The sequence below is a fragment of the Clostridium beijerinckii genome (assembly GCF_036699995.1).
Classification (GTDB): Bacteria; Bacillota; Clostridia; order Clostridiales; family Clostridiaceae; genus Clostridium; species Clostridium helianthi.
Map to the genome: position 1 here is coordinate 3,633,994 of NZ_CP144906.1, position 26,279 is coordinate 3,660,272.

At 29.6% G+C, this 26,279-nt stretch carries 23 protein-coding genes; 2 read left to right on the forward strand and 21 right to left on the reverse strand.

Translation table 11 applies throughout. The annotated features are described in order from the left end of the window. Nucleotides 1–419 precede the first annotated feature (419 nt). A complete protein-coding gene (locus tag PZA12_RS16725; RefSeq protein ID WP_103699236.1) occupies nucleotides 420–1,238 on the forward strand; it encodes a TIGR03943 family putative permease subunit in 819 nt (272 codons plus the stop codon). Nucleotides 1,239–1,350: 112 nt separating this feature from the next. On the opposite strand, the gene PZA12_RS16730 is transcribed toward PZA12_RS16725, so the two are convergent. The 11 genes from PZA12_RS16730 to PZA12_RS16780 all read right to left on the reverse strand — a co-directional run bounded on the left by PZA12_RS16730 (nucleotide 1,351) and on the right by PZA12_RS16780 (nucleotide 10,940). Then, nucleotides 1,351–2,088 (reverse strand): cell wall-binding protein, encoded by a 738-nt coding sequence (locus PZA12_RS16730; protein ID WP_077843740.1) that lies wholly within the window; start codon nucleotides 2,086–2,088, stop codon nucleotides 1,351–1,353. A gap of 127 nt (nucleotides 2,089–2,215) precedes the next feature. Then, nucleotides 2,216–2,422, reverse strand: coding sequence for an alpha/beta-type small acid-soluble spore protein (locus tag PZA12_RS16735; RefSeq protein WP_012059444.1), 207 nt, complete (start codon nucleotides 2,420–2,422; stop codon nucleotides 2,216–2,218). 133 nt (nucleotides 2,423–2,555) lie between these two features. Beyond that, nucleotides 2,556–2,945, reverse strand: coding sequence for an ACT domain-containing protein (locus tag PZA12_RS16740; RefSeq protein WP_077843711.1), 390 nt, complete (start codon nucleotides 2,943–2,945; stop codon nucleotides 2,556–2,558). Between the two features lie 440 nt (nucleotides 2,946–3,385). Next, the gene (locus PZA12_RS16745) at nucleotides 3,386–4,024 is read right to left on the reverse strand and encodes a hypothetical protein (protein ID WP_103699235.1); all 639 of its coding nucleotides are present in this window, start codon (nucleotides 4,022–4,024) and stop codon (nucleotides 3,386–3,388) included. A 261-nt stretch (nucleotides 4,025–4,285) separates the two neighbouring features. Continuing rightward, nucleotides 4,286–4,456 carry a hypothetical protein gene (locus tag PZA12_RS16750; protein WP_168982825.1) on the reverse strand — a complete coding sequence of 57 codons (171 nt, stop codon included), beginning with the start codon at nucleotides 4,454–4,456 and terminating at the stop codon, nucleotides 4,286–4,288. 657 nt (nucleotides 4,457–5,113) lie between these two features. Beyond that, nucleotides 5,114–6,148: a GH25 family lysozyme gene (locus PZA12_RS16755; protein WP_103699234.1), complete on the reverse strand. Its 1,035-nt coding sequence runs from the start codon at nucleotides 6,146–6,148 to the stop codon at nucleotides 5,114–5,116. 97 nt (nucleotides 6,149–6,245) lie between these two features. Further along, complete coding sequence (locus tag PZA12_RS16760; RefSeq protein WP_077843794.1) at nucleotides 6,246–6,503, reverse strand: phage holin; 258 nt, start codon at nucleotides 6,501–6,503, stop codon at nucleotides 6,246–6,248. Between the two features lie 344 nt (nucleotides 6,504–6,847). Continuing rightward, on the reverse strand, nucleotides 6,848–7,108 hold the full coding sequence (locus tag PZA12_RS16765; RefSeq protein ID WP_077841154.1) for a hypothetical protein: 261 nt from the start codon (nucleotides 7,106–7,108) through the stop codon (nucleotides 6,848–6,850). Nucleotides 7,109–7,696: 588 nt separating this feature from the next. After that, nucleotides 7,697–7,852: a hypothetical protein gene (locus PZA12_RS16770; protein ID WP_173708287.1), complete on the reverse strand. Its 156-nt coding sequence runs from the start codon at nucleotides 7,850–7,852 to the stop codon at nucleotides 7,697–7,699. 170 nt (nucleotides 7,853–8,022) lie between these two features. Then, nucleotides 8,023–9,468: a 6-phospho-beta-glucosidase gene (locus tag PZA12_RS16775; RefSeq protein WP_103699393.1), complete on the reverse strand. Its 1,446-nt coding sequence runs from the start codon at nucleotides 9,466–9,468 to the stop codon at nucleotides 8,023–8,025. Between the two features lie 71 nt (nucleotides 9,469–9,539). After that, the gene (locus PZA12_RS16780) at nucleotides 9,540–10,940 is read right to left on the reverse strand and encodes a prolyl oligopeptidase family serine peptidase (RefSeq protein ID WP_103699394.1); all 1,401 of its coding nucleotides are present in this window, start codon (nucleotides 10,938–10,940) and stop codon (nucleotides 9,540–9,542) included. A 173-nt stretch (nucleotides 10,941–11,113) separates the two neighbouring features. On the opposite strand from PZA12_RS16780, the gene PZA12_RS16785 reads away from it, so the two are divergent. Then, the gene (locus PZA12_RS16785; RefSeq protein WP_168983577.1) at nucleotides 11,114–12,547 is read left to right on the forward strand and encodes a DDE-type integrase/transposase/recombinase; all 1,434 of its coding nucleotides are present in this window, start codon (nucleotides 11,114–11,116) and stop codon (nucleotides 12,545–12,547) included. Between the two features lie 299 nt (nucleotides 12,548–12,846). Here the strand turns inward: PZA12_RS16785 and PZA12_RS16790 are convergent, their stop codons facing one another. The 10 genes from PZA12_RS16790 to PZA12_RS16835 all read right to left on the reverse strand — a co-directional run bounded on the left by PZA12_RS16790 (nucleotide 12,847) and on the right by PZA12_RS16835 (nucleotide 25,953). Next, entirely contained in the window at nucleotides 12,847–14,751 is a 1,905-nt protein-coding gene (locus tag PZA12_RS16790) for a beta-glucoside-specific PTS transporter subunit IIABC (protein WP_078117491.1), read from the reverse strand. Nucleotides 14,752–14,877: 126 nt separating this feature from the next. Then, nucleotides 14,878–15,708, reverse strand: coding sequence for a BglG family transcription antiterminator LicT (gene licT, locus PZA12_RS16795; protein ID WP_078117490.1), 831 nt, complete (start codon nucleotides 15,706–15,708; stop codon nucleotides 14,878–14,880). Between the two features lie 738 nt (nucleotides 15,709–16,446). Beyond that, nucleotides 16,447–16,656: an alpha/beta-type small acid-soluble spore protein gene (locus tag PZA12_RS16800; protein WP_077840750.1), complete on the reverse strand. Its 210-nt coding sequence runs from the start codon at nucleotides 16,654–16,656 to the stop codon at nucleotides 16,447–16,449. A gap of 196 nt (nucleotides 16,657–16,852) precedes the next feature. Further along, on the reverse strand, nucleotides 16,853–18,259 hold the full coding sequence (locus PZA12_RS16805; protein ID WP_078117489.1) for an amino acid permease: 1,407 nt from the start codon (nucleotides 18,257–18,259) through the stop codon (nucleotides 16,853–16,855). Between the two features lie 479 nt (nucleotides 18,260–18,738). Beyond that, nucleotides 18,739–19,374 carry a class II aldolase/adducin family protein gene (locus PZA12_RS16810; protein WP_078117488.1) on the reverse strand — a complete coding sequence of 212 codons (636 nt, stop codon included), beginning with the start codon at nucleotides 19,372–19,374 and terminating at the stop codon, nucleotides 18,739–18,741. A gap of 30 nt (nucleotides 19,375–19,404) precedes the next feature. Continuing rightward, on the reverse strand, nucleotides 19,405–20,952 hold the full coding sequence (locus tag PZA12_RS16815) for an acyl CoA:acetate/3-ketoacid CoA transferase (RefSeq protein WP_078117487.1): 1,548 nt from the start codon (nucleotides 20,950–20,952) through the stop codon (nucleotides 19,405–19,407). 605 nt (nucleotides 20,953–21,557) lie between these two features. Beyond that, on the reverse strand, nucleotides 21,558–22,448 hold the full coding sequence (locus PZA12_RS16820) for a cation diffusion facilitator family transporter (protein ID WP_078117486.1): 891 nt from the start codon (nucleotides 22,446–22,448) through the stop codon (nucleotides 21,558–21,560). Between the two features lie 666 nt (nucleotides 22,449–23,114). After that, on the reverse strand, nucleotides 23,115–23,612 hold the full coding sequence (locus PZA12_RS16825; RefSeq protein WP_078117485.1) for a DUF3850 domain-containing protein: 498 nt from the start codon (nucleotides 23,610–23,612) through the stop codon (nucleotides 23,115–23,117). Between the two features lie 796 nt (nucleotides 23,613–24,408). Further along, nucleotides 24,409–25,230: an NAD(+) diphosphatase gene (gene nudC / locus PZA12_RS16830; protein ID WP_078117484.1), complete on the reverse strand. Its 822-nt coding sequence runs from the start codon at nucleotides 25,228–25,230 to the stop codon at nucleotides 24,409–24,411. A 255-nt stretch (nucleotides 25,231–25,485) separates the two neighbouring features. Further along, nucleotides 25,486–25,953 (reverse strand): hypothetical protein, encoded by a 468-nt coding sequence (locus PZA12_RS16835; RefSeq protein WP_078117483.1) that lies wholly within the window; start codon nucleotides 25,951–25,953, stop codon nucleotides 25,486–25,488. Between the last annotated feature and the right edge of the window lie 326 nt (nucleotides 25,954–26,279).

Here is a 26,279-nt window from a genome sequence, read left to right on the forward strand (position 1 = left end):
TATGATTTCTAGTGAAGATATGAGCTTAAAGTCTTAGCAACTTTGTAAATATGTTCATCTAATAAGTCCAATTCTTGAATTAGATCTATATAACCACCAATTAATCCAAGACTCTATTGTTTACTCAGCAATGAGAAGAATTCTAGTAATAATGGCATATATTTAATAGAAGGTGTGTACAGATCATTGACCTAGATTCAATATATTAGTAAAAAATGTGTCCATAATATTAACCTAAGTCCACAGATCTATGCCATATTAGAATATAAGAATATAAGAATATAAGAATATAAGAATATAAGAATATAAGAATATAAGAATATAAGAATATAAGAATATAGCAATTTTAGAATATCCTCTTATCTTAGGCAATATATTTTATCTTAAAATACTCTTTAATTTGATATGGAGATGAAGATATGAAAAAAATTAATGCGGAAGTAGTTGCAAAAATATTAATACTATTAGGATTTTCAATATTCTATTTAAAAATTATTGTAAGTAATGAAATTCTAAAATATGTACATCCAAGAATTATCCCCTTTGCAATCTTTGGAATGATTTCAATGTTCATAATTACCTTATTTCTAATTTCAGATGTCTTTTATAATGATAGAAAAAAATTTAAAATTAAGAATCACTTTATCTTTATTTTTCCTTTGATTATGATACTTTTTATGCAAAGTACTAGCGCAAATTCTGCCACTAAAGGCATTGATACAAATGGAAAGCTTAACGAATCATCATCTACTAACAGCTCTTCCAATAATTCAAATAACAACTTGCCTTCCCTTAACTCAACATATGAATTGTATAGTGGAAAATCTGAAAGTGATGGTCAAGGTCAAGTAGATAAGATTCAGCTAAATATTGTGAATAATATTATAGAAGTAAACATTAATAACTTTGTATCTTCTCTTGATGAGATTTTAGGAAACCCTAAAAAATATGAAGGAAAGGAAATAGAGATTTCAGGATTTGTATATAGAGATAAAGATTTAAAAGAAAATCAATTTATAATTGCACGATTTATGATGGTGTGTTGTGCTGCTGATCTTCAAGTTGCAGGAATTGAATGTTCTAGCAGTGATTCAGGTTCCTATGATAATGGTACGTGGGTAAAAATAAAGGGCAAAATTAAAATTAATACTTCTGAAGATGGAATAGATCCAGTTATAGCTGTTGAAATTATAGAAAAAGATCCTGCTCCTGACACTTCTTATGTTTATCCATTTTAAAATATATGCTTATATAATTTTCACTCAACATAATTTCTATAAAAAAAATTATAATGAATATAAAATAAGAATAATCTAACATAGAAAGTTAGGTTATTCTTATTTTATAGCTCTAAAACATTGATGTCACATTTCCAGTAAATTTATCTACATAATACCATCCGCCAGTTGTTATATATTCTCCTGATGTATCATAGCAATGAATTACATAAGAGTTAGACTCATCATGATCATATTCAATTTTACTTGGAACATATTTTCCATTCGCTAGAAGATAATCTTTTACTTTCTCTACAGCTTCAATCGTTGAAATCTGAGTATTAGTGTTATTTATAGTAATATTAGAATTAAGCAGTGTTGTAATTCCTTGTTTTATTTTATATACATTTCCATTAGAAGAATCATAGTAATATTCACTAATATTGTTTCCCACTTGATCTTCTGCAGAGAATTTATATAAACTCTTATCACTTAATCCTATTTGATTAATGAATCCCTTATTCTCATATTTAATAGTTCCAGAATCATTATAAATATTGATTATATCATACATAACCTGAATATCATTTGGAACAACAGTAGTAGTCTTAGATTCTTCCCAAGCTCCACTATCATTTAGATAATACCATTTATTATTATCATTAATCCAGCCTGTTTCCATTATTCCATTACTATCAAAATAATACCAGTTACCATCAATTTTATCCCATCCAACTGAGTAAGCTTCTCCTTTAGTAAATTGCCATCCTTGACTGTTTTGTTTCCAATATGCATTAGCCATAGTAGAATTAGTAATTTGTATTGACAAGATAGTTAAGATTACTAAGGACAACTTTTTCACTTTATTCATTGCCATTCCTCCCTACACATATTACTATTACACCTTTTACCATGTGATGTCAATAATGCTAGTAGAATATAATAACTCTTAAAAAAGCAAAGCACTAAGAATCTTCTTAGTGCTTTACTTTTATTTATTATAGTCCTTGTTCGTAGCTTTCTATCATTCTTTTTACCATTTCTCCACCAACGCTACCGTTTTGTCTTGAAGAAAGGTTTCCTTTATCCATGCTTTCATAATTGCTTAATCCAACTTCTGAAGCAACCTCTGTTTTTAATCTGTTTAATCCTTGTTTTGCTTCTGGTACTAATGTTCTGTTTCTTCCACTATTGTTTGAAGCCATATGAATCTACCTCCCTTAATTTTTAATTTTGTTTGGCAGTAATATCTTAACCACTATCACAAAATATAACCTATAAAAATGTTAACAGAAGTAGTACAGATAGCTTGTATTAGTTAATTTTAGATATTCCTCCTTAAACTATAACATCATATTTATTTTTAATAAGTGCTTTCATAGCATCATCCACATCTTTTTCCTTAACAAGGATATAATCAGTATCATAAGTGGAAATTGCAAATATGCTTATTCCGCTTTTCGCTAAAATCGTACTAATTGATGAAAGAATTCCTACTAAAGAAAAGTCCAATTGACCTTCAACCTTTAAAATTCTCCATTCTTTTTCGCATTTAACTTCATTAGGGATATCTTTTTCAAGGCATACTATTGATAATTCATCAAATGTTTTTGTTATAGAAAGAAAATCACTGTTTTTTATCCATCCAGGAATTGATTCATTGTTATTTAACCTGCACACTCCATATTTTTCTTCTAATAATCTAATAGTTAATATTTTTTCCGACATATCTTTCTTTCATCCTTTCTTATCATTTCTAAAACGCCTTATTTATCGCAAATTTATAGTTTAAAATATACAAAAAGAAAAAAGCCAATAGAAATATTATTAAAATACCTCTCAGGCTTTTATCCTTTCATGAATACAATTAACTTTAAAGTTTATCTTAGAACTGCTAATCATATTGAACTATTGAGTCAAAAAACAATTCAGCCTTAATTATTAAATGTTAAAATTATTCATATATTTTAACATAATGTAAAATTTGGATCAACATCACATATTATTATAGATATCATGATTGCGAATTTTAATCTATGATTGCACTAAGCTAAGTGTTTATTTATTCCTAAAATGTATAGGATACATTGGAATCTGAATACTTTCTTATTCAAAAAAATCACATTAACTTTAATTCTCTTTAACTACCCATAGTTTCAATATGATAGCTAATTATTAGGTAATACTGAAATTGGAAATACACGTTTCTTTATTTTATATGCAAGATCAAGTTTAGTATCATCGTCTATTTGACTCAATTTATAATTCCATACTCTTGTATTTTCATCTACATCTTCTTCTGCATTGCAACCTATAATATTTCCTGGCACTTCAACCTCATTAATAAATTTTATATTTTTAATATAACTATATATTTTTTCGTCATCAGTATTATTTTTAATTAAGTTATCTATTGCAGATTTATTGAATTTTACATCAATTGTGTATACATCATCTTTTCCTTTTGTTCTTTTTAAATCAGTCATTGTTGCTAATCCACTTGAATTTATTTTTTCCTCTAATTCCTTAATATCTTTAAACTCATACGTAATTTCTTCAATATTCATATTATCTTTAAAATACTTATTAAAATTATATCCATTTTCTTTGGCCCATTCATGATCAATCACATCATTTTTTAATTTTGTTGATATAAAATCATCATATACAACTTGCAGTTTTACAATACCTGACCCATTTTCATTTATTACAGTTGAACTTCTTAAATCTATATCTCTACATCCAAGTAACATAATACCTAAGATTAATATAAGTGAATTAAAAATTGTTCTTTTCATTTTACTCATTAGTTCTCCTCCTAGATGCATATTTTTCTATACTACTATAGTACCCAAAGATAGATTGTATATGCATAACGACATTACGCTTACCCACAATTCCATACAAGCTCAAGCCATCCCCCTAACTCTTTATTTTAAGGCATTCTAGCTAATTTCAGGTTCAAATTTATACTCACTTTGAACATAAAAATATTATCCAAATTAAATTACTTTTAAAAATAATAAAGGGTAGTTAACGAACTAAAATCGCACACTACCCTTCATAAACTATTTCGTATGTAGGAACTTTTCATAACTCTCTATTTTATCCTCTCTGTTGGTATTCTTTATCCAATTATTATATTCCAAGATAACTTTTTCTATTGTTGTTAAGTTTAATTTATTATTTCTTTTTCTTTTCATTTCTGCATACATATTAATTTTAATTATATTTCCCATTTCACTGCCCTCCTTTCTATATAATATAACTTTGATATTAATTTTGTGTGTACAAAAATATTAAGAAATAGTTAAAATTAATTGTGACTTTTACCGTAGATAATTTTAAAAACGCTCTTTGTATAGATACAACAACTACAGCCTATACTTATGCGTATGCCTCACCGAAATGAATAATATACTTTTGTTCCAGTTTCTAGGTAATTCTAACGGGTGATTCTAAGGCTATAAAGTTGCACCCAAAGTGCTAGCCTCAAAGAACAAGCGCTCACAGAGAAAGTTCGAAGAACGAAATATAAAATGCTCATAGAGAAAGTTCTGCTTACCAAATGTAAAATTTGGAGCATCACTTTTCGATTCTCACTTTTTGAACTAGCACATTTGGAACAACTTATAGCCAAAGAATCACATCCATCATAATTACCAATGAAACATTCCATATTATGACCCTTGTGGTTACAAAAGTATATTACTCATTTCTAGTTAAGATATATCTCATAGTATAAATCTAACTTATAATTGAATTATCTATACTCACCACTTATATCTTGTTACTAATCAAGATATTATCTTTTATTTACAAATTATAAATCAAGCTATTGGTTGGTTTATCTATCGCTCCCTATGCTCAAAATCCCATTATTATACCTGTTCAAGTTAACTTAACTTTGTAGCATGTCCATTCTCATCAAAGCGATATCCGTATATATCTATATTGGTAATCAACTCACCAGTAGAATAAGTTAGATAATCGTATCCATCTATATTAAACCATCCAGTAACCATGGCTCCATCTGTTTCAAAGTAGTACCAGTTACCATTTATTTTTTGCCATCCTGTCTTCATTGAGCCATCACTAGGGTCTCCAAGATAATACCACTTATTATTTTTCAATAACCATCCTGATTTCATTGATCCATCATCTGAATTTCCTAGATAATACCAATAATCTCCACTCAACTTCCAATCATAAAGCATCCAACCTTCACTATCAAATAGATACCACTTTCCATTTATTTTTTCCCATCCATTCTTAGTATAACTTCCATCAGTGTGCCTATACCACCACTTATTATCCTGTATAATCCATTGTCCTGGTTTAGTAACATTACTTATTAAAACTCCATCAGTAAATGAATCTATGTCACAATCTTCACTTACCCCATTTACTCTGCCAGTTTCCGTATATTGATGCCCTACCCTATTGGTAAAGAAATTTGATGGCAAATTCCAAGGATCATTGTTATAATTGGCCTCCCAGAAAGGCATATCCTGTATAACTGATTTTGCATTAGTAAGATAACTTATAAAACTTGTATAACTATAAATGCCTAATGGAATAGACGTTAGCTGGCCAAATGCGGTAACAAATCTTATAACATAATCTGCAAGTCCGCTAAAGTTAGTTTCTACATCCATCATAGGCACTAGATCCCAATTATAGTCTTTTATCTTATTATAAAAATTCTGGGCTTGCGCTTCTGGTGTACTTGTCCCAACTAAAAAATGATATGCTCCCACTTTTAAGTTATTATTTTTGCATCTACTATAAAATTGTTCCATTTTACTATCTCTAAATGTTGCCCCTTCTGTTGCCTTTAAATAAACATATTGAACTCCATCTCCTGCAACAGCTCCGAAATCTATATTTCCATTGTTATTTGATACATCTATACCTTTTATATACCCCATAATTCATACTCCCTTTCGATTTTCATATTTATAAAGAGTAACCCAAAAGGGTTACTCTCAAATATTCAGTTACTATTGCTTCATTAACTTATTGCTTTTATTTATTTTCTTTAGAATCTGAAGCTTGGACAGTTTCTGCTTCATCATTTGTAGTTTGGTCGCTTAAACCTGGTGTACTAGTATCAACTATAATTCCTAACATTGTTAAGATTGTCAAAATAGTATTAACAATTTCTGTATAGTTATCAGGAATTATATTTAATCCTAACTGTTGTACTAATAATGCTATAGCACTGGCCATTGCAACCCAAAAAGCTTTGTTTTTTAATCTTGCTTGAAGATCAATACCTAACATACCTATCTTCACCTCTCTTCTTTTATATATACATAATATGAATTAAAACTCTTAATGGCGACTTAAAATTGAACTAACAGTACGAATTCTATTTTATAAGTGGTACTATCACTCATTACTTTAATACCTCTTAGAATATATATGTTTAAAAATATATTATGAATGCCATTTTTAGAATCTATTTAAAATTTCAATCTAAGTAATACCTTAAATTTATGTTAAAGTTATTTATTTAAAGAAGAGGCAATGTAATATAAAACTCAAATAAAAATAGAGATAATATTTTACTAAGCATAGAAATACTATCTCTACTTTCAGCTGAACTAATTTTATTGTGATTTATTTTATAATATACACTCAATGCTTGTTATCTTTGCTTTTCCCGTAAGCGGTTTATAAATCATCACTTTGGAAATACCTTGTCCATTATGTGCTGCAACCTTTGACTTACATATAAAACAATAATTTGTTCCGTTTACGCTCTGAGTAGCTAAGATTTTAGGTTCATACTCAACACCAATTAATTCACTCAATGCTGTCTTAAGCACATTTATATCATCATCTGTTATGTTATTGTGAACTTTCCATCCTCTTGATATCTTCATAGAATTCTCCTCTCATTTATATCCCCTTAAATTTTGGAAAACGATTATATAACATTCGATTTACTATAGCATATTCATATTATTCGAATTTTTTAACTAATTTCCAAAAGAAAATTTAGAAGTGCAGCAAATTTGCTTTAAAAAATAAAATATAGAAAATCAATTGTAATATGCATTGGTGATTATAGATATCCGACTTCAAATCTAGATTTATGTGATAACTTACCGAAATCATAAATATTTTGATTCCGAAAAGCTATGAAAATATCGCTGAAGGTTCTAAGCAGCAGGTTGTATCCACTTTAGCATGCTCCAACTTTCATAAGGAAGCTCGACTCATTACATTCGCTGAGGAAGTTCGAGAACCCAAAATAAAATTTTGGACTCTCACTTCACAAGCTAAAATGGAACAACCTATTGCTAAGAACCTTTAACAGCTCATTTTCAAATGTTTTCTACACAAATATATTTATGATTTCAGGTGAAGATATGGATTTATGTGGTGATAGAACTAAATAATAAAAAGAAGTGTTCCAAATATATGAAACACTTCTCTTTAACTATTCTATTTAATTAATAAAAAACTCTCTAACGCTGTAAATTTACTTTCCTCATAACATCTTTCATAGTTTGAGCTCCATATTTATTAATAAGATCTTTAACTATTGCTCTATGAAATTCCTTTATAGTTTTTTCCTTCAATTCATTATCACAAATAGAATTGTAATCAACTTTATTATTCATATTTTTCTCTCCTTTTGACTTATATTCATAATGTGCATAATAAATAATATTTTATACATACTTTATTTAAAAATATTTCATGAACGCTATGAAATACGCTTTAAAGTTAAAAGGAGAGCTTTAATAGCTATTATCTATAAGAATCTCTTTTCTAAAATATAAAGTGCTTTCTATAAATCTTTTCCATTAGTAGAAATGACCTCTTTGTACCAGAAAAAGCTCTTTTTCTTACTACGCTTTAATGTTCCTTTGCCTTCATTATCTTTATCAACGTAAATAAAACCATATCTTTTTTTCATTTCTCCTGTGGATGCGCTTACAAGATCTATACATCCCCATGGAGTATATCCAATAAGATCAACCCCATCAATATTAATCGCATCTCTCATCGCTTTGATATGTTCCCTTAAATAATCAATACGATAATCATCTTCCACATATCCATTTTCATCTGTAGTATCAACAGCTCCTAATCCATTTTCAACTACAAATAACGGCTTTTGATAGCGATCATACAAAGAATTTAAAGTAATTCTAAGTCCAAGAGGATCAATCTGCCACCCCCACTCACTTGCTTTTAGGTATGGATTTTTTAGCGTAGCAAATACATTTCCTTCTGTTTGTGCATTTATTTCTGGATCAGCACTGGTCAATCTTGATGCATAGTAGCTGAAAGAAATGAAATCAACAGTATTATTTTTTAATAATTTTTCATCCTCTTGTTCAATTTTTAGTTTTATATTCATTCTTTCAAACATCTTCTTTGCATAGTTTGGGTATTCCCCACGAGACTGAACATCAATAAAGAAATAGTTTTCTCTATCCTTCTCCATGGCTTTCCATACATCTTCTGGATTGCAAGTATTTGCATAGGTATTACCAGCTGCAAGCATACAACCAATTTTAAAATCTGGATTTATCTTGTGTGCTATTTGAGTTGCCTTAGCACTTGCAACTAATTGATGATGTGCTGCTTGGTACTTTATAGCTTCTTCATTTTCTCCCTCTTCAAAAACTAAACCTGAACCAATGAAAGGCAGATGTAGCAGCATATTTATTTCATTAAAAGTAAGCCAATACTTCACTTTGTCTTTATAACGTTCAAAAATCACTTCACATAATCTTTCATAATAATGTATCATTTTGCGACTTCTCCATGAACCAATTGTCTCTACGAGATGCATTGGTACATCAAAGTGAGTTATAGTAACTAATGGCTCTATACCATATTTATGGCACTCATCAAAAACATTATCATAAAATTTTAATCCTTCCTCATTTGGCATTTTATCATCTCCATTTGGAAATATTCGTGCCCAAGATAAAGATAGACGGAAAGTCTTAAAACCCATTTCAGCAAATAATGCTATATCTTCTTTATAGTTATGATAAAAATCTATTGCTTCATGACTTGGATAATAATGTTCTTCATCGCATTTCATCATTTTCATCTTTCCAAGCATCACTGGAAACCTGTCTTTACCTGCTGGAATTACATCAACTGTAGATAAACCTTTATTACCTTCTAAGTATCCGCCTTCGCACTGATTTGCTGCTGTAGCTCCTCCCCATAAAAATCCTTCTGGAAATCCCTTTATTTCTGAGTTATCATTCATCTTATTATATCCTCCATATGTTTAAAAATATTATAAAAATAAAACTTCTTTTCGTTGTGACAGTAACTTTATTAATTTTGTGATACAGTAATAGTTTGAGATACCGTAATAGGTTTCATTCCTGTTTGAGATTTCGTTTCTTTATTTAATTGCTGGTCAGAGAGCCATTCCATAAGCGTTGTTACTTTTCCATTTATTATTGCTGAACATTGGTTATTATATACGTATATCCATGACCAATGACCCATATATTCATATGGTGTTCCATCTGCTTTCTTATATAGACCTGTAGTATCAATTACATTATCAAAAAATGAAAAATGAACATTTGTATCACCGGCTTGCACTAAACGATTATAAGTTGGAACTACATAATCAGCCGGAGGTACTGTTGCATCTGTTTTAGCTGCTGTAAACCAAATTGGCACTTTCTTAAACGCTTCAATATCTTTATCAGTAATCAATGTATCCTTTAGCGCCTCACAAGTTGGGAACGCTGCTGCAAAATAATCAGCATAATCACGTATCATAAGCATTGTCATATAGCCACCATTGGAGTCTCCACCTATATAAATTCTATTTGTGTCAATATTACTATTCTTTGAGACATAATCTTTGATTAATGACATAAGCGCTTTTTCATACTTTGAGCTTCCATCTCCAAAACCAGTAAATCCATCCATCCAAAAAGTTGGTGCCTGAGGTGCTAAAATATATGCACCATTAAAATATGCTTGTATGTCTTTTGATGCAAAATTTACAGCTTTATTCCCTGATATAGGTAAAAGCCCATCTGTTCCGCCTTCTCCAATACCGTGTAACCAAATAATTAATGGCTTTTTACTATAATCATTTTCTGGTGTATAGCTTGCATATTTTAGAGTAACGTTATCATAAGTTGCACTTCCAATTTTAAAATCATCAACAAGCTTTTTAGTTCCACCCGCAAATTTATTTATAACTAAACCAGAAATTTTGCCTGAATCCGTAACAATATCATTCTTCTGCTTAATTGTAAAATCACAATTAACCCAGCCATTAAGATTAGTAGTTAAATTATAGTTGATTGGCGAAGTTAAAGATACATCAGGTCCAACTTCCAAATCAAAAGTAATATAATTCCCTTTGCTTTGAATACTTCCAATATCGTCAGAAACATATGAGTTTTTAATCTTGCAATTTCCTTCTGCTTCTCCTAATATAGGTGAATTTGCTCTATTCTCAGTCCTTAATACATGCACTTCGAATGTATCCTTAGTAATTGCTGATTGTGGTATTGTTTCACCTAAATCAACAATTATTTTTGTGATTGCAGGTCCCCAATCAAATACCTCTGTAGTAGTACGATAAGATGGTTCCTGATTCTTATTATTATCAGCTGCAAAAGCACCAACATGAGGTGTACTTATCATAGTTACTGCCATAATAACTGACATAATGATTTTTCCATGCTTACTAATTATTTTTTTCATTTAACTCCCCCCTGATTTATCATGGTACTGTCAAAGTTTTTTATCTAACTAAGGCAGCAACCCTTTAATTTTTCTTATTTTTTATATAAATAACTTGCCACCCCCAAAAAGTTAAGATATTTTATACTTGCAAAACAAAAACACTGAACTAAAAAAGGAGGCAAGCTATTACCATGATTAATAAGTTTCTTCTTGAAACTGTAATTTATCTTATTGAAATTATAAAGTATCTCATGACTTTGCTGGTTGGCAAAAACTTGCTTAAAAGCATTTCGGACGAACCTGTTAAGAAAGAATACCGAAAGCTTCAAGTAGATGATCAACCAATCTTTGATGTTCCCGAAAAACTTAACTATAAGCTTCTAATAGCTGAATATGAGTTTAAGCACGGCAAAGAATTTGCTCCTGTGAAACCTCGCAAAAACAAAGCGTTAGCTCCTAAGGATGTTATCTGTCCTAAGTGTGGTGCTCCACATACCTATCTTTACGATAATAACGGAGGCCGAGGACAATATCTTTGCAAAGTCTGTGATACCACATTCAATCCTAAAAATTACTATCAGAAATCCATAGTGTTAAGATGTCCTCACTGCAGTAAAACACTTGAAAGAATCAAGGCGCGTAAGGATTTCTACGTTTATAAGTGTAAGAATGATAATTGCTCTTTTTACCAAAATAATCTTAAATCAATGACAAAATCTGAAAAACAAGATTTTAAGAAGAATCCTGGTAAGTTCAAAGTTAGATACATATTTAGAGATTTCACTTTTGACTTTAAGCCACTTTCTAAAGAAAGTCCGGTAAAATCAAAGGTTTCTCTTCCAAACATTATGATTTCTTCTTACACCTTAGGACTCATTCTAACTTACTACGTTAACTACGGTTTATCTTCCAGAAAGACAGCTGCATTGCTTAAAGATATTCATGATATTAAAATATCTCATCAAGCAATTTTAAACTATGTTAATGCCGTTTCAATTGTAGTTAAGCCATTTATAGATAACTACGATTATAAACTTTCTGACTCTTTCTGCGGCGATGAAACCTACATAAAAGTTAACGGTAAGTGGAACTATATTTTCTTCTTTTTTGATGCTGTTAAAAAGATTATTCTATCTTACAGAGTATCACCACATAGAGATACCGAAACGGCTGTAAAAGCCATCGATGATGTTCTAAGTAAGTTAAAAGAAATACCTGAAGATCTTAATCTTATAACTGATGGTAACCCTATATATCTTCTTGCACAGCACTTCTTTGCAAGCCATAGTATAAAATTCGATGTTACTCAAGTTATAGGCTTAACCAATAAAGATGAAGTTTCAAAAGAATATAGGCCATTGAAGCAAATTATTGAACGTCTTAACCGAACCTTTAAAGGCAATTATAGAGCTACTACTGGCTTCGGAAGTCCTAACGGGTCGGTTGCATTTGTAACTATGTTTGTGGCATACTTTAACTTTCTAAGACCACATTCTGCCCTTGAAGGCAAAACTCCTGTAATCCTTGAAGAGTTAGAGTCAATGTCCAACATGCCTACTAGATGGTGCAAATTTATTGAACTATCTCAAGACTTTGTTCTAAATAACTGTACAATAACTGCCTAATGATCTAAAGCAGTTGGTGAAACGCACCCTTGACACGCCCACAAAGATAAATGGTAAAATATCTCAATAGGCGGGTCTATTAGTCATGTTCAAAATTATCATTCACCCGTCCTTAACTGCCTAAGACCATTTATCTTTAGGTGTGTCAAGGGCAACTAGCAAACATAATTTAACATTAAATGGTAGTTGGATTGATTTTTCATATATTTTTTACACTACCTTTATCATATTTTAATATACTGGGCATTACATTTATTATAGACTAATCCCCAGCATATTTTAAATTATTCTCCAATATCTTATATCATTACTGTTAGTAGTTCTTCTTTATAATCAATAATTTTTCTATCAGTTTCAATAACATCTAAATAACTATCTGAATTAGTAATTACTACTGGCGTTATTAAAGAATACCCTTCTTTCTCTATAGCATTAATATCAAACTCTAGTAGTACCTGTCCTGCTTTTACTGTATCTCCTTGCTTTGCTTTAGGGTAAAAGTATTTTCCTTCCAGCTGTACAGTATCCATGCCCACATGAATTAATATTTCCGCACCGTTAGCACTTGTGATTCCTAGTGCATGACCTGTTGGGAAAAATGTTGTCAAAACTCCATCTACAGGTGCAATAATTTTACCTTCCTTTGGCTCTATTGCAATACCTTTTCCTAGTGCACCTTTTGAAAATGCTTCGTCTTTTACTTCTAATAAAGGTTTAACTTCACCTTTTAATGGACTTACTAAAATTTCTTGTCTAACTAAAGGCTGTACTGTGTTTAAATCGTTCTTACTTTTACCGGAATCCGTATTATCTTCTAGTTTTGTAAATAACATTAATATAAATCCAATCAAGAAACCTGCTATCATAGCAATTATTGAACCATAGAAGCCCCTATCCATTCCATTTGGACCAATATAACCTGGTATTCCAAAAATACCTAGGCCTCCCATAATATATACATTAGAACCCATAAGTCCCAATATTGCGCCACCTAGCGAACCTCCTATACAACTCAAAATAAATGGTTTCTTACGTGGTAATGTAATACCATAAATAGCTGGTTCTGTAACACCAAAAATTCCTGAAATAAATGCTGGTATACATAATCCCTTTAATTTACTATTCTTTGTTTTAAGTAAAATAGCTCCAACTACACCTGTTTGAGCAAATGAAGCTGCAAATATAAGTCCGAGAATTGGATCTTGATGTAATACTGTTAAATTATTTATTGCTATAGGAATGAAACCCCAATGTAATCCAAAGATAACAAATACTTGCCAGAAAGCACCCATAAATAATCCTGCAATAACTGGGCTTAAGTTATAAATTGATAGTGTTAACGCACCAAGTAATTTACCTGCCCAAGTTGCAATAGGCCCGATAACTATAAATGTTAAAGGAACAATAACTAGTAATGTACCAAATGGAACCAAGAATGTTTTAACTACATCAGGAATTACCTTTTTAAATCCATTTTCAATTTTGCCACCTACATATGTAGCTAAAATAATTGGTATAACACTTGATGTATAACTCATTAATATAACTGGAATTCCCAAAAAAGTTATATAAACTGGTGATTCAATTATTGAACCAGCAAACAAGGTATATAAAGGCTGAGCTGGTGGTGCTGTCAATCCTGCTAATGATGGATAAACTAACGCTGCACCTATTGCCATACCAATAAATTTATTCACTTTAAACTTATTAGCTGCTGTATAGCCTAAGAAAATTGGGAAGAAGTTAAATAAACAATCTCCAGTTGCATTTAAAATTTGATAAGTTCCATCAGTAGTGTTAAGTATATGCAACGCTATGAATAATGCATTAAATCCTTTAATCATACCTGTTGCAGCTAGTACTCCTAAAATCGGAGTAAATACACCTGATACAGTATCTATAAATTTGTTAAATGGACTCAGTTTTTCTTCTGACACATCTTCTGATGCTCCAGTTTTAAAACCACCAATAGCAACAACATCTTCAAAAACATCTGGAACATGATTGCCAATAACCACTTGATATTGTCCTCCGCTCTTTACAACAGTAACGACTCCATCCATATTTTTTAATACCTCAGTATTTGCTTTACTTTCGTCTTTCAGTTTAAAACGTAAGCGAGTAATACAGTGCGTTAAGCTATTAACGTTTTCTTTACCACCGACATTCTTAATTATGTCTTTTGCTAATTGTTCATATTTCATAATAATTCTCCTTTTCATATATCTTTATAAAAAAACGAGACCAGATATGGATAGATATATCTTTTCTATCCATATTTGGTCTCGCCTGCTTTACCAGTAACAATCCAATACTTTTATTATTTTAATTTATCTTTGAGTCACACGCTGGATGTGTATCGTTAGGTATAATTGCTCTTCATCAGATAATTCTTTTTCTAAATACTTCTGTATTTTAAGCATACACTCATATGCTTTTTTATATTTAGTTTTAACTTGCTTTAATAAAAAATCATCCTCTTCCTTTTCCATCTTTTCGTTTTTACTTAATCGTTGAAAAAAGAATCTTAAATGTGTAACAAACCTTTCATAGTTAAGAGATTTTTCATTAAGTGCAATATTGTAAGTGTACTTAATTATATTTAATATATCCTGTATCATTTTTGTTTGATGAGCAATGTCTTCGACTTTATTACTCGAATTATTAGTCTGGGCATTTATTAAATGAAGAGCTATGTTTCCTGCTTCATCTTCTGGTAATTTTTTATTAGTTTCACTCTGGATTAGATCTAATGCTTTTAATCCAATTTCAAATTCTTTAGGATAAAACTTTTTAATCTCCCAGATTAATGCATTTGGACGATTTAATCCTTCATCAAATAATTTTAATGCATAACTAATATGATCAGTTAAAGTAATATATATATAATCATTTAGTTCAACACTTAGCATATTCTTGGCGTATTCAATAATATCATAACATAGTGATACATGTTCAGTAGGAATATCTTCTAATAATAATTTAAATTTCTCTGAGGCATCTTTTTGTTTTAGTATAAAAGTTTTTTCGATTAGATTTTCATCTACTTGATCTCCTACACTTTTCTTAAAGCCAACTCCACGCCCCATAATAACAATCTCTTGCTTACTTAAGTCTTTGGCTAAAATAGCATTATTATTAAATATCTTTTTTATTATCATTCCTATCCCCCAATCAAAGTTTATGATAAATTAGAATATAAAAACCCCAATTAATCAAAAGAGACTAAGCAATATCTCTTCTCATTAATTAAGGTTTCGCCTGATCTAGTCAGTAACAATCCTAATATTTTGTAATCGTTTATCCATATTTTTATAATAACTTCTTTACTATTAAATGTCAAGAATTTTGTTATTATTTTCATCAGAAAAATTATAATCAGCTGTTAATCTTAAGATTTTTTAGCATCTATCTTTTAAGTCCACGTAAAAAATCTGCACATCCGAAATGGCAGCTATTCTGCATATAAGAACATTTTATGCAAGCTAATATATTTTCTTTTTTATTCTCTCTCAAAGCATAGACTTTTGAATCAGTTTTTTATAATTTATATTCATAAGTGGCAAACTATCTACAAATTTAGCATGAATATAAATTTCTAGAGAAGAACAAAATCGCAGGCGACTGTGGAGCCGGAGATTTTTTCACGCATCTGCCTTTTCGAACGTATGTGAGAAAAATTTGGCAGGCGAATAAGATTTCTTTTTTATTTTTTTGATACAAAAACTAGTCAATCAACTTTTTTAAGTTATCCACGGACTTTATTAAAATATAAATTCCTAAAAAATAAAAAAGCCAGTAGAACATTTAATCTAAAATGTTCTACCAGCCTTACTTAACCGCAAATTGAGATTTACAGTTTTTTAAAGAAAACTTTTTTCTACGTTCTTAGTTCTTAATTACTTTAAACCTTGTTCGTAGCTTTCAATCATGTGTTTAACCATGAAACCGCCAACGCTTCCGTTTTGTCTTGAAGAAAGGTTTCCTTTATCTTGATTTTCATAGTCTTGTAATCCAATTTCTGAAGCAACCTCAGTTTTTAATCTGTTTAACCCTTGTTTTGCTTCTGGTATTAATGTTCTGTTTCTTCCACTATTGTTTGAAGACATATATATCTACCTCCCTTAAATTAATATAAATTTTGCTTGGCAGTAATATATTAACCATTATGATGAATTATAACCTATAAAAATATTAACAAAAGTAGCATCATAAATTATAATTAGAAAAAACTTTCAATACCTTGTACTAAAATTCATAAAAAAAGTAGCAATCTACGATTACTACTTTTTAATGTATTATAAATTATACAGCCTTGTCTGAATTTTCTTGATTGCTTTCATTTTGAAGTGCACTATGCTTTCTTCCGTAAACAAAATACACTATTAAACCTATAGCAAGCCATACTAAGAATCCAATCCAAGTTATTAATTTTAATCCGCATAATAAAACTATACAGCATATTATTGATATCAATGGAGTAAATGGTACTCCTGGAGTTTTAAAGATTCTTTTGAAATCTGGCATAGTTTTTCTAAGCACTATAACTGCAAGAGATACAGAAATGAAACTTAATAATGTTCCTGTACTTAAAAATTCTACAATAATATCTAATGGTAAAAATCCTGCTATTATTGCTGCTATAGTTCCAGTTATTATAGTTGAAATGTGTGGAGTTTTATGTGTTGGATGTACTTTTGAAAATAATTTTGGTAAAAGTCCATCTCTTGACATAACCATGAATACTCTAACTTGGCCATAAAGTACAACCATCATAGTAGAAACCATTCCAAGTATAGCTCCAGTTCCAACTAACGCTGCTCCCCAGTTTATACCAACTCTAGCTAGGGCTCCAGGCACTGCATTTTCTGAAATTATTTCATTATAAGGTACCATTCCAGTAAGAACAACTGCAACGGAAACATAAAGCAAAGTAACTGCTATTAAACAAATTATAAGTCCAAGTGGTATATCCTTTTTAGGATTTTCAGCTTCTTCTGCTGCTGTAGATATTGCATCAAATCCTATAAATGAGAAGAAGATAGTAGCTGTTGCTGCAAAAATCCCCTTAAATCCAAATGGTACAAAAGGTTGATAGTTAGATGGATTTATGTGTGATACTCCAAGAACTATAAATATAAGAATTATAGCTATTTTTATTCCAACAATTAAATTGTTAACTCTAGCGCTCTCCTTCATACCATAATATAATATGTAGGTTATCACTGCAATTATTAATACTGCTGGTAGATCAACTATTCCGCCTTTACTTGGTGACGTTATCAAAGCTTGTGGAAGTGTTACACCTACTGATTTTAATATTCCAATAAAGGTTCCTGACCAACCTGATGCAACCGCACTACATGCAACTAAATATTCTGCAGTAAGGCACCATCCAATTATCATAGCTACTATTTCACCAAATACTATGTATGAATAAGAATATGTACTTCCCGCAACTGGAAACATAGTTGAAAGTTCACAATAACACAATGCACAAAGTCCAGCTACTATACCTGCTAAAATAAATGAAATAATTACAGCTGGTCCAGCCAAATGTGCGCCTGTTCCTGTCGCAACAAAAATACCTACCCCTACTACTGCTCCAATACCGAAGGCAGCTATGTCTTTGGCTTTAAGATTTTTCTTTAAAGCTGTCTTTTGTGCCCCTTCCAACATTTTATCTAACGATTTTTTCTTAAAAATATTCATATAGGTCCTCCTATTTACTTAATCCATTCGTCAAAAATCTCTTAATAACTATATACCTCTATATAACATATTAAATATTTATCTAGAAATTTTAAAAGTACAACAAACCAATTAATATATTATCATATTTTTATAATATTAGGCAAGACATTAACACATTAATAATTTATATATTTTTTAATTTTTCTCTTAAAAAAACAATACTTTTTAACATAATATTATGCAAAGTCCTAATATAAGGAAGAAATTCATAAATTAACGACGAAAATCCAACAAAAAATTGCTGCATTATTTTTAATCTATGTTTCTAAATAAATTTAAATCTATAATATCCATCATTATTTTAAGCAAATATAAGAATAATATTAGTAATAAATGAAGAAATTTATTAAAAAATGCCGAACTTATATCTCTTATCACTACTATAAAACGATAAGAGACATAAGCTCGGCACTCTATAATAAGGTTGTTATAAATTTTTATTGACCTATAAGATACGCCATCAATTCTTCCCTTGTAAATCTTTTAGGTTCTTTAAATTGATTTAAAGTTAATGCTCTATAATAAACTTCAGCTACTTTTTCAACATATCTTCCTTTAGATAGTACATCTTCTATATCTTTACTAACAACAATTACACCATTACTTTCTAATAAGCAAGCATCACTTGTGCTTAATCTTTCTAACAAATCTTTTGCTGGATCATTAGTTTTTTCTTTTTCATAATTCGCTAAATATATATAACCGCCATAATTTGCAGCATCATAAGTTACTGGGGGAATTACTTTATTAGCTACCGCAAAAGTAGTCGCATAAACTGGGTGAATATGCATAAAAGCTTTTATATCTTTTCGAGCCTTATATATATCAAGATGCATTTGCATATCACTATTTGGTTCAACTCCGTCCATTGTTTCAACTTTATTTCCATTTAGGTCTACAACACAAACATGCTCCTGGCGTAAATCTTCTATTTTAATTTTTGAAGGTGTTATAATTACATAACCAGAACTTTCGTCTTTAATACTAAAACTTCCGATTTTTTCTATGCATAAGTTATATTTTTCTGCATCTTTTACAATTTTTATAAGTTTAATTTTTAAATTTTCTAACATACTTACACTCTCCTTCACCATAACGCTCACTTAATTTAATCCCATTACTTTATCTTCAAATATTCTAGCATCCATCAATTTAAGATCTTTATCTACTATTGGCGCAAAATCCATTGCAGCTAATATATCTTTTTCAAGATTTACTCCAGGTGCAATTTCAGTTAAATGTAATCCATCTTCTTTTAACTCAAATACAGCTCTTTCTGTTATATACATAACAGGTTGTTTTAACTTCGTTGCACGATTTCCACTAAAAGTAATCTGCTGAACAGAGTCTACAAATTTTTTATTTGATCCATCATTTATAATTTTTAATTTCCCATCTTCTATTTTTATGTCCAATCCTTTAGCTGTAAAAGTTCCACAGAAGACTACTTTCTTCGAACTTTGAGTAATGTTAATAAATCCACCACAGCCTGGCACCTTTGGTCCAAATTTACTTACATTTATATTTCCCTGCTTGTCTACTTCTGCAAGACCTAAGAATGCTATATCCAATCCGCCTCCATCGTAGAAATCAAATTGTGTTGGTTGATCATACATACATTCTGGGTTTATTGATGCTCCAAATTTATTGCCGCCTTGAGGAATCCCGCCTATAGCTCCTGGTTCTACGGTTAACGTAAAGTAATCACATATTCCTTCTTCATTAGCAACATTTGAAATTGCTTCTGGCATTCCAATCCCGATATTCACAACTTGTCCTTTTACTAATTCCATTGCAGCTCTTCTTCCGATAATTTTTCTTTCATCTAATTTTAAAGGTGCTAATCCATCGACTACCATATTTGCCTCTCCAGTTAATGAAGGGTCATAATTGTATCCTAATATTTGAGCTTGATCTTCTTTATCTTCTGCCTCAACTATATAGTCAACATATATTCTAGGTATCTTCACAGCTCTTGGATCCAATGTTCCAAATTTAACAATCTTCTCAACCTGAACTACCACAGTTCCTCCACAATTTTTAACAGCTTGAGCTATACATGCAGCCTCAGAATAAGTAGCTTCGTGGTCCATTGTAATATTTCCTTTTTCATCTGCATATGTTCCTCTAATAAAAGCAATATCTATCTTTGGACATTTATATATTAAATTTTCTTCACCTAATATATCTATTACTTGTACTATATCATCCTTAGTTATTGAATTTGCTTTTCCTCCCTCTACTCTAGGATCTACAAAAGTATTTAATCCAACTTTAGTTATAGTGCCAGTCTTATTACTTGCTTTATCTCTAAACATATGACACATAACTCCTTGCGGTAAATTATATGCATATGTTTTATTATCTCTAATTAATGCGCCTATCTTAGGTGCTAAGCCAAAGTGTCCTCCTATAACTCTACCTGTTAGCCCTTCATGTGCTAAGTGATTTAATCCTTTACTTCCTCTATCACCTGATGCTGCCGCAAACATTAATGTTAGATTTCTTGGGCTATTTTCTTCTAAAAATCTTTCTTCCAAACTTTTGATTAATGATTCTGGAACTCCTAGTAATGCGAAACCTGATGTTGCCAAAACGTTATTGTCTTTTACCAAATCTGCTGCCTCTTTAGAATTAATTATTTTTACCATAAATATCATCTCCTGAAAAATATAATAGCCTTTGTTATTTTTTTATCAATTCCTCTTACCTTTATTTTAATAGCTTGTCTATTTTTTGTCAATCTAATTTTCTGACAATTCAGAATTATTTTTTAATACATTATTATTCAAAAATCTATTTTTTATTGTTAATGTATTGATATCGCTAACATTTCTCTATTTTTCCCATATTTTTCAAGAAAATTAAAAATATAAAATTAAATCAAAATATTTATTATCTAATTATACTTATATTTTATGAAAATAACCACATATTGGTTATTACATATTGATATTTTTTTAACTATTTTTCAATTTATTATTGATTACCAAATAACAACATTATATTTCACATATCGATTTAGCATATATGTTGCAATTCACAATGCACAATTCACAATTATAGCTAGAATTTTTTCAATATATATTCTCTACTAGGACCATATAACATTAAAATTTCCCCTCTTTAATACAGCAATAACTCCTTTGATTGTCTTAAAATCAAAGGAGTTATTACTTTGTTATAAAATATAAAACTTATATTGTTTTCTCTTTTGTTACAATTATGATTTATAATCAGCAATATATGTTATATATTAAGTTGCTCTATTATTCATATTTTCTCTATATGGCTCTAAATGAACAATTACATCAGCATTATTATTAAATTCCTTTCTTAACGCATCTTGAATTTCATGAGTTAACTTATGAGACTCTTCAAGACTCATCTTTGAATCTGCTAAAACATGCATATCTATATGCATATCTTCAATAGTTCCACGACTTCTTATTTTATGAACACCTTTTACACTTTTCTGGGACATTGTAATTTTTTTTATTGTCCCAGCTTCTACTGCAATACTATCAACTAAAATATCGCTAGCAGCTCTGAATATTTCATAGGCAGAATGAAATATAAAGATAGCAACTACAACAGAAGCAAAACTATCTATAAGTGGCGATACTCCTAATTTTATTGCGCTAATAGCTATAATTACACCAATGGTTACAAATACATCACTTTTTGTATGCATTGAATCAGAAATTAGAATTGTACTCTTTAACTCTAACCCCCTCTTATATTCATACTTCGTAATAAATATATTAATGCATAGTGTAACAAGCATTACAATTAGACTGATCGTTGTAATTTCTGGTCTAACTGGATGCATAAATTTATTAATTCCATCGATTATAATCTTTCCACCTATAAAAACTAACATTCCAACAATAAATAATCCTGTAAGTGTTTCATACTTCTTATGCCCATAAGGATGCCCCTCGTCAATAGGCTTGGCTGCTATTCCTACCCCAATAAGTCCAATGATATTAGATGATCCATCTGTTATTGAATGAAATCCATCCGCCACTATACTTGAACTATTTGCAAAAGTACCAATTACTATTTTTATAAAAGCTATTATTATATTTGCAAGCATAATAATCCAAAGCACTCTTTTTATTTCTTTAAAATTGTTTTTCTCCAAAATTACACCTACTTTTAATTAATAAAATTTAAGTAACTATAATAAATTTGTTGATAAATTCAACTCTAGATGACTAATACATTATTTTTTCTTTATATTACTTCTAAAAAATCTTATTCTACATCCTACTTCATCAATTATTTTAATAATAGTTTGCTTATTAATTATCAATTGGTAATATATTTTATACTTCTATAGTATGTTATTGTTCCATATATGTTAATATATCTAGAAATATATCAAGTACTTATTATTATCAGTTGAAAATAAATTCTAATTGATAGCTCATATAGTTCATAACCTACTAGTTCAAATATTATATAAAAAGAAATACAAACAACAAAAAGGACTCAGAATCACATTTTCCGAATCCTTTATTTCAAATTAATATATTGCAAAAATAATTTTTCATCTTAGTTCTAAAAATATTACAAGAATTTTAACCGTAATTATGAATTGTTAAATGTGCATTGTGAATTTCAATATATATAACCATTTTCGAAAATCTTTATTTCTAATATATCCAATAACCTCCACACATACCAGCCTGTACAAAAATATAAAATTACTTTAAAAATCTATTGCAAATAGAGTATTAATATTAATTCAAAAAAGCATTTTGTTAAATATTTTATAGAACTATATTTATGTAATTTGCTATATTTTTTATACTTTATCAGGTAATTCACTTCTAATTTTCTCTAAGTGCTTTGGATAATCCTGAATTACGATATCAGCCTTTATTCCAATCTTCTCTAATGCCCCCAATGAAGATTGTACTTTATCCCAGAATTCTTCTACTGCTCTATTTACATGATTTTTCACCACTGCAGTCTCAAACTCATTATTTTCCTTTTCAACTTTTCTCAACTGATTCATTAAAGTTATTTCATCAGAATCTATATTTTTTAATTCTACACATAATGTATTTTTTAACCCAAGTATACAAAAATCTTCACTTAATCCATCTTCGCCTTTATTAGAAACATATGAAATCTCTTTAATAATTTTTCTTCCAGTATATCCGCTCGAGTCTTCATATTCTTGAAATACAAGAATGTCTCTAACACTAAAATCCCTATTGTATTTTACTAATTCAAAAGTTTTACTTCCATCTCTTATCACTTTATAGTTATTAGGCGTTATTTTTAGCTCATGTATCATTTAAATCATCTTCTTTCTATAGTGTATTATATTTTAAAATTTTCGACTTAAATAAATTGAGTATTTGCTCCATATAACTATTGTTTCAAAAAATACTTCAACTATTCTTAATAAAAGTTTTTAAATTACATAATCTCTGATTAGCATATAGATAATCCACCGAAAGTAGAAACATTGTTATTTCGCAGGACTATGAAAATTTCGCTGAAAGTGCTAAATTGCAGGTTGCATCACTAATGCTTGCTCCCATTTTCATTGTGACAAGCATTAGTGGAACAACCTACAATCAAGAGCTTTTAACAGCTTATTTTCAATGCCTGCTGCATAAAAATGTTTCTGCTTTCTAGCATAGTATTTATTTCATAGTATAAATCATAGCTATGTATAAGTTATAGATAAGCCAATTATAAGTTAGATTTATACTATGAAATATATCCCAACTAGAAATGGGTAATATATTTTTGTGGAATGTTTCATTGGTAATTTTGATGGATGTGATTCTTAATTGAAATTCCAAATCTATGATTTGGTCAATTGAAATTACTCAGTGAACGAAGTGAGTCGAGTTTCCTTTGAACTATTCCAAATGTGCTAGTTCACAGCTTGTTCTTTGAGGCTAGCACTTTGGGTGCAACTTTATAGCCTTAGAATCACCCATCAGAATTACCTAGAAACTGGAACAAAAGTATATTATTCATTTCGGCGAGTTATATGCATAAGTTCAGGTCTTAGTTGGATTATCTATAAAAGCTGGTATTTTATAAAATACCAGCTTTTATAGATATGTTCTAATTCATTACTTAACTTTTTCGATAAATTCATCTATTAATTTTCTTGCCAACGTAAACTTTTTAGGTATATTAGGGAAGTTTTCTTTTGAGAACCACTGTGCATCAACTATTTCTTTTCCATCGACCTTTATTTCTCCTGATTCATACTCTGCAAAAAATCCAACCATTAATGAATTAGGGAATGACCAAGGAGAGCTTTTATAATATTTAATATTCTTAACCTTTATTCCAACTTCTTCAAAAACTTCTCTTTTAACTGTACTCTCTAAATTTTCTCCAGCCTCTACAAATCCTGCAATCAAACTATACATATCATTTTTAAATCCTCCATTATGAGCAAGAAGAATTTTATCTCCTTTTATAACAGCAACTATTATAGCAGGACATATTACAGGATACATTACATTATTGCAGCTCGGACAAACTTTGGCCATTTCATCAATTTTATCTTCTGTTCTAGATCCACATTTTCCGCAAAATCTATGTGTTCTATCCCAATTTAATATTTGGTTAGCCCTTCCTGCTACTAAAAATAATTCTTCTTCTAATAGCGGTCCAATTTCATATAATGATATCAGCTCAAAATTATTTTCCAATTTAATTTCTGAAGAAACTTCTATTGCAAAGCAAAACTTATCTTCAATTTTTCCAAGAAGGAACTCTTTTTCATATTTAGCTCCTAATTTCATAATTTCATCAAAAACAGGAATGCTTAATACGTCTCCATTTCTCTTAACTAATAAACTTCCCTTGAATATTAAAAAACATAAGTCTTCTGGTGTACTTTTTTTCACTATATTAGATAATATATTAAAATTATTTTCCATCTTAAATTAATTCCTTTCAAAACACTTTACCATTTAAAGCTAATATCTAATGTAAAGTTATAATAAATAATCTTTATTATAACATTTAATTTAAATTAAGGTAAGCATATACATTTAATTTAAGTGAACTAAAAATAACTTATGTATCGAATAATTCAATGAAATTTGCCTTATTAAACATACAAAGAGGAGCATTTTGTATAACCCCTCTTAATAAACAAACTATTATTTTATATAATAATCCTTGGCTTGATATTAGTGTTTTTTACAGCAGTGATGTTTGTGATGAGATTTACGACATTTGAAGCAGCATTTATTCTTTTTCATATACTCTATGAGTTCACGTTTTGCTCTTTCATAACCATCTCTACAGCCTTTTTTATAACCTTCATACTTTCCTTTTTCAAAACCTTCTTTGAAAACTTTTTCCATCATCTTTGGGATATAATCTTCATCTTTATCAAAGTCGCACTCTTCTTTTCCGCCTAAATCCCAATCTTCTTTTTCTGCGAATTCATACTCTTCTTTTTTGTCATATCCATAGTCTTCTTTTTTATCATATCCATAATCTTCTTTTTTATCATATTCATAATCGTCTTTTTCTTCAAATTCGCATTCTTCTTTTCCAAAGAAATCAAACTCATCCTCTAGGTCATCAAAATCAAAGTCAAGCTCATTTTCAAAATAATAACTGTATTCTTCTTTATTATCTTTGTAATCCATTTTTTTCTCTCCTTTGTAATTTCCATAAAATTGTTTGATTTATAGAAGCTCTATTTATATAGCTTTTAATTTATCTACTATGCTATTAAAAATCTGATAACATTTTTTTACTAGAACTTTGTTAAAATTAACAATCACTTAGTATTATATTATGCTGATTTATAATATTTGCTATTAATTACTAAAGAAATATTCCAACTCATCTCAACTTTAACCTGAATAATAAAACTATAAAAGTTATTTGAAAAACGTATATTTTTCTGTACTTTGTTAATAATATTATTGAAAACATAATAACCCGACCTAAATTTAAAATAGAGATAGTA

What these genes read in the sequence shown, in the direction of transcription:
- PZA12_RS16730 (WP_077843740.1), bottom strand. Translation starts at nt 2,088, where the DNA reads ATGAATAAAGTGAAAAAGTTGTCCTTAGTAATCTTAACTATCTTGTCA.
- PZA12_RS16760 (WP_077843794.1), bottom strand. Translation starts at nt 6,503, where the DNA reads ATGTTAGGTATTGATCTTCAAGCAAGATTAAAAAACAAAGCTTTTTGG.
- licT (WP_078117490.1), bottom strand. Translation starts at nt 15,708, where the DNA reads ATGATAATAAAAAAGATATTTAATAATAATGCTATTTTAGCCAAAGAC.
- PZA12_RS16735 (WP_012059444.1), bottom strand. Translation starts at nt 2,422, where the DNA reads ATGGCTTCAAACAATAGTGGAAGAAACAGAACATTAGTACCAGAAGCA.
- PZA12_RS16755 (WP_103699234.1), bottom strand. Translation starts at nt 6,148, where the DNA reads ATGGGGTATATAAAAGGTATAGATGTATCAAATAACAATGGAAATATA.
- PZA12_RS16785 (WP_168983577.1), top strand. Translation starts at nt 11,114, where the DNA reads ATGATTAATAAGTTTCTTCTTGAAACTGTAATTTATCTTATTGAAATT.
- PZA12_RS16805 (WP_078117489.1), bottom strand. Translation starts at nt 18,259, where the DNA reads ATGAATATTTTTAAGAAAAAATCGTTAGATAAAATGTTGGAAGGGGCA.
- PZA12_RS16750 (WP_168982825.1), bottom strand. Translation starts at nt 4,456, where the DNA reads ATGGGAAATATAATTAAAATTAATATGTATGCAGAAATGAAAAGAAAA.
- PZA12_RS16770 (WP_173708287.1), bottom strand. Translation starts at nt 7,852, where the DNA reads ATGAATAATAAAGTTGATTACAATTCTATTTGTGATAATGAATTGAAG.
- PZA12_RS16810 (WP_078117488.1), bottom strand. Translation starts at nt 19,374, where the DNA reads ATGTTAGAAAATTTAAAAATTAAACTTATAAAAATTGTAAAAGATGCA.
- PZA12_RS16780 (WP_103699394.1), bottom strand. Translation starts at nt 10,940, where the DNA reads ATGAAAAAAATAATTAGTAAGCATGGAAAAATCATTATGTCAGTTATT.
- PZA12_RS16740 (WP_077843711.1), bottom strand. Translation starts at nt 2,945, where the DNA reads ATGTCGGAAAAAATATTAACTATTAGATTATTAGAAGAAAAATATGGA.
- nudC (WP_078117484.1), bottom strand. Translation starts at nt 25,230, where the DNA reads ATGGAAAATAATTTTAATATATTATCTAATATAGTGAAAAAAAGTACA.
- PZA12_RS16775 (WP_103699393.1), bottom strand. Translation starts at nt 9,468, where the DNA reads ATGAATGATAACTCAGAAATAAAGGGATTTCCAGAAGGATTTTTATGG.
- PZA12_RS16790 (WP_078117491.1), bottom strand. Translation starts at nt 14,751, where the DNA reads ATGAAATATGAACAATTAGCAAAAGACATAATTAAGAATGTCGGTGGT.
- PZA12_RS16835 (WP_078117483.1), bottom strand. Translation starts at nt 25,953, where the DNA reads ATGGATTACAAAGATAATAAAGAAGAATACAGTTATTATTTTGAAAAT.
- PZA12_RS16825 (WP_078117485.1), bottom strand. Translation starts at nt 23,612, where the DNA reads ATGATACATGAGCTAAAAATAACGCCTAATAACTATAAAGTGATAAGA.
- PZA12_RS16815 (WP_078117487.1), bottom strand. Translation starts at nt 20,952, where the DNA reads ATGGTAAAAATAATTAATTCTAAAGAGGCAGCAGATTTGGTAAAAGAC.
- PZA12_RS16765 (WP_077841154.1), bottom strand. Translation starts at nt 7,108, where the DNA reads ATGAAGATATCAAGAGGATGGAAAGTTCACAATAACATAACAGATGAT.
- PZA12_RS16745 (WP_103699235.1), bottom strand. Translation starts at nt 4,024, where the DNA reads ATGAGTAAAATGAAAAGAACAATTTTTAATTCACTTATATTAATCTTA.
- PZA12_RS16725 (WP_103699236.1), top strand. Translation starts at nt 420, where the DNA reads ATGAAAAAAATTAATGCGGAAGTAGTTGCAAAAATATTAATACTATTA.
- PZA12_RS16800 (WP_077840750.1), bottom strand. Translation starts at nt 16,656, where the DNA reads ATGTCTTCAAACAATAGTGGAAGAAACAGAACATTAATACCAGAAGCA.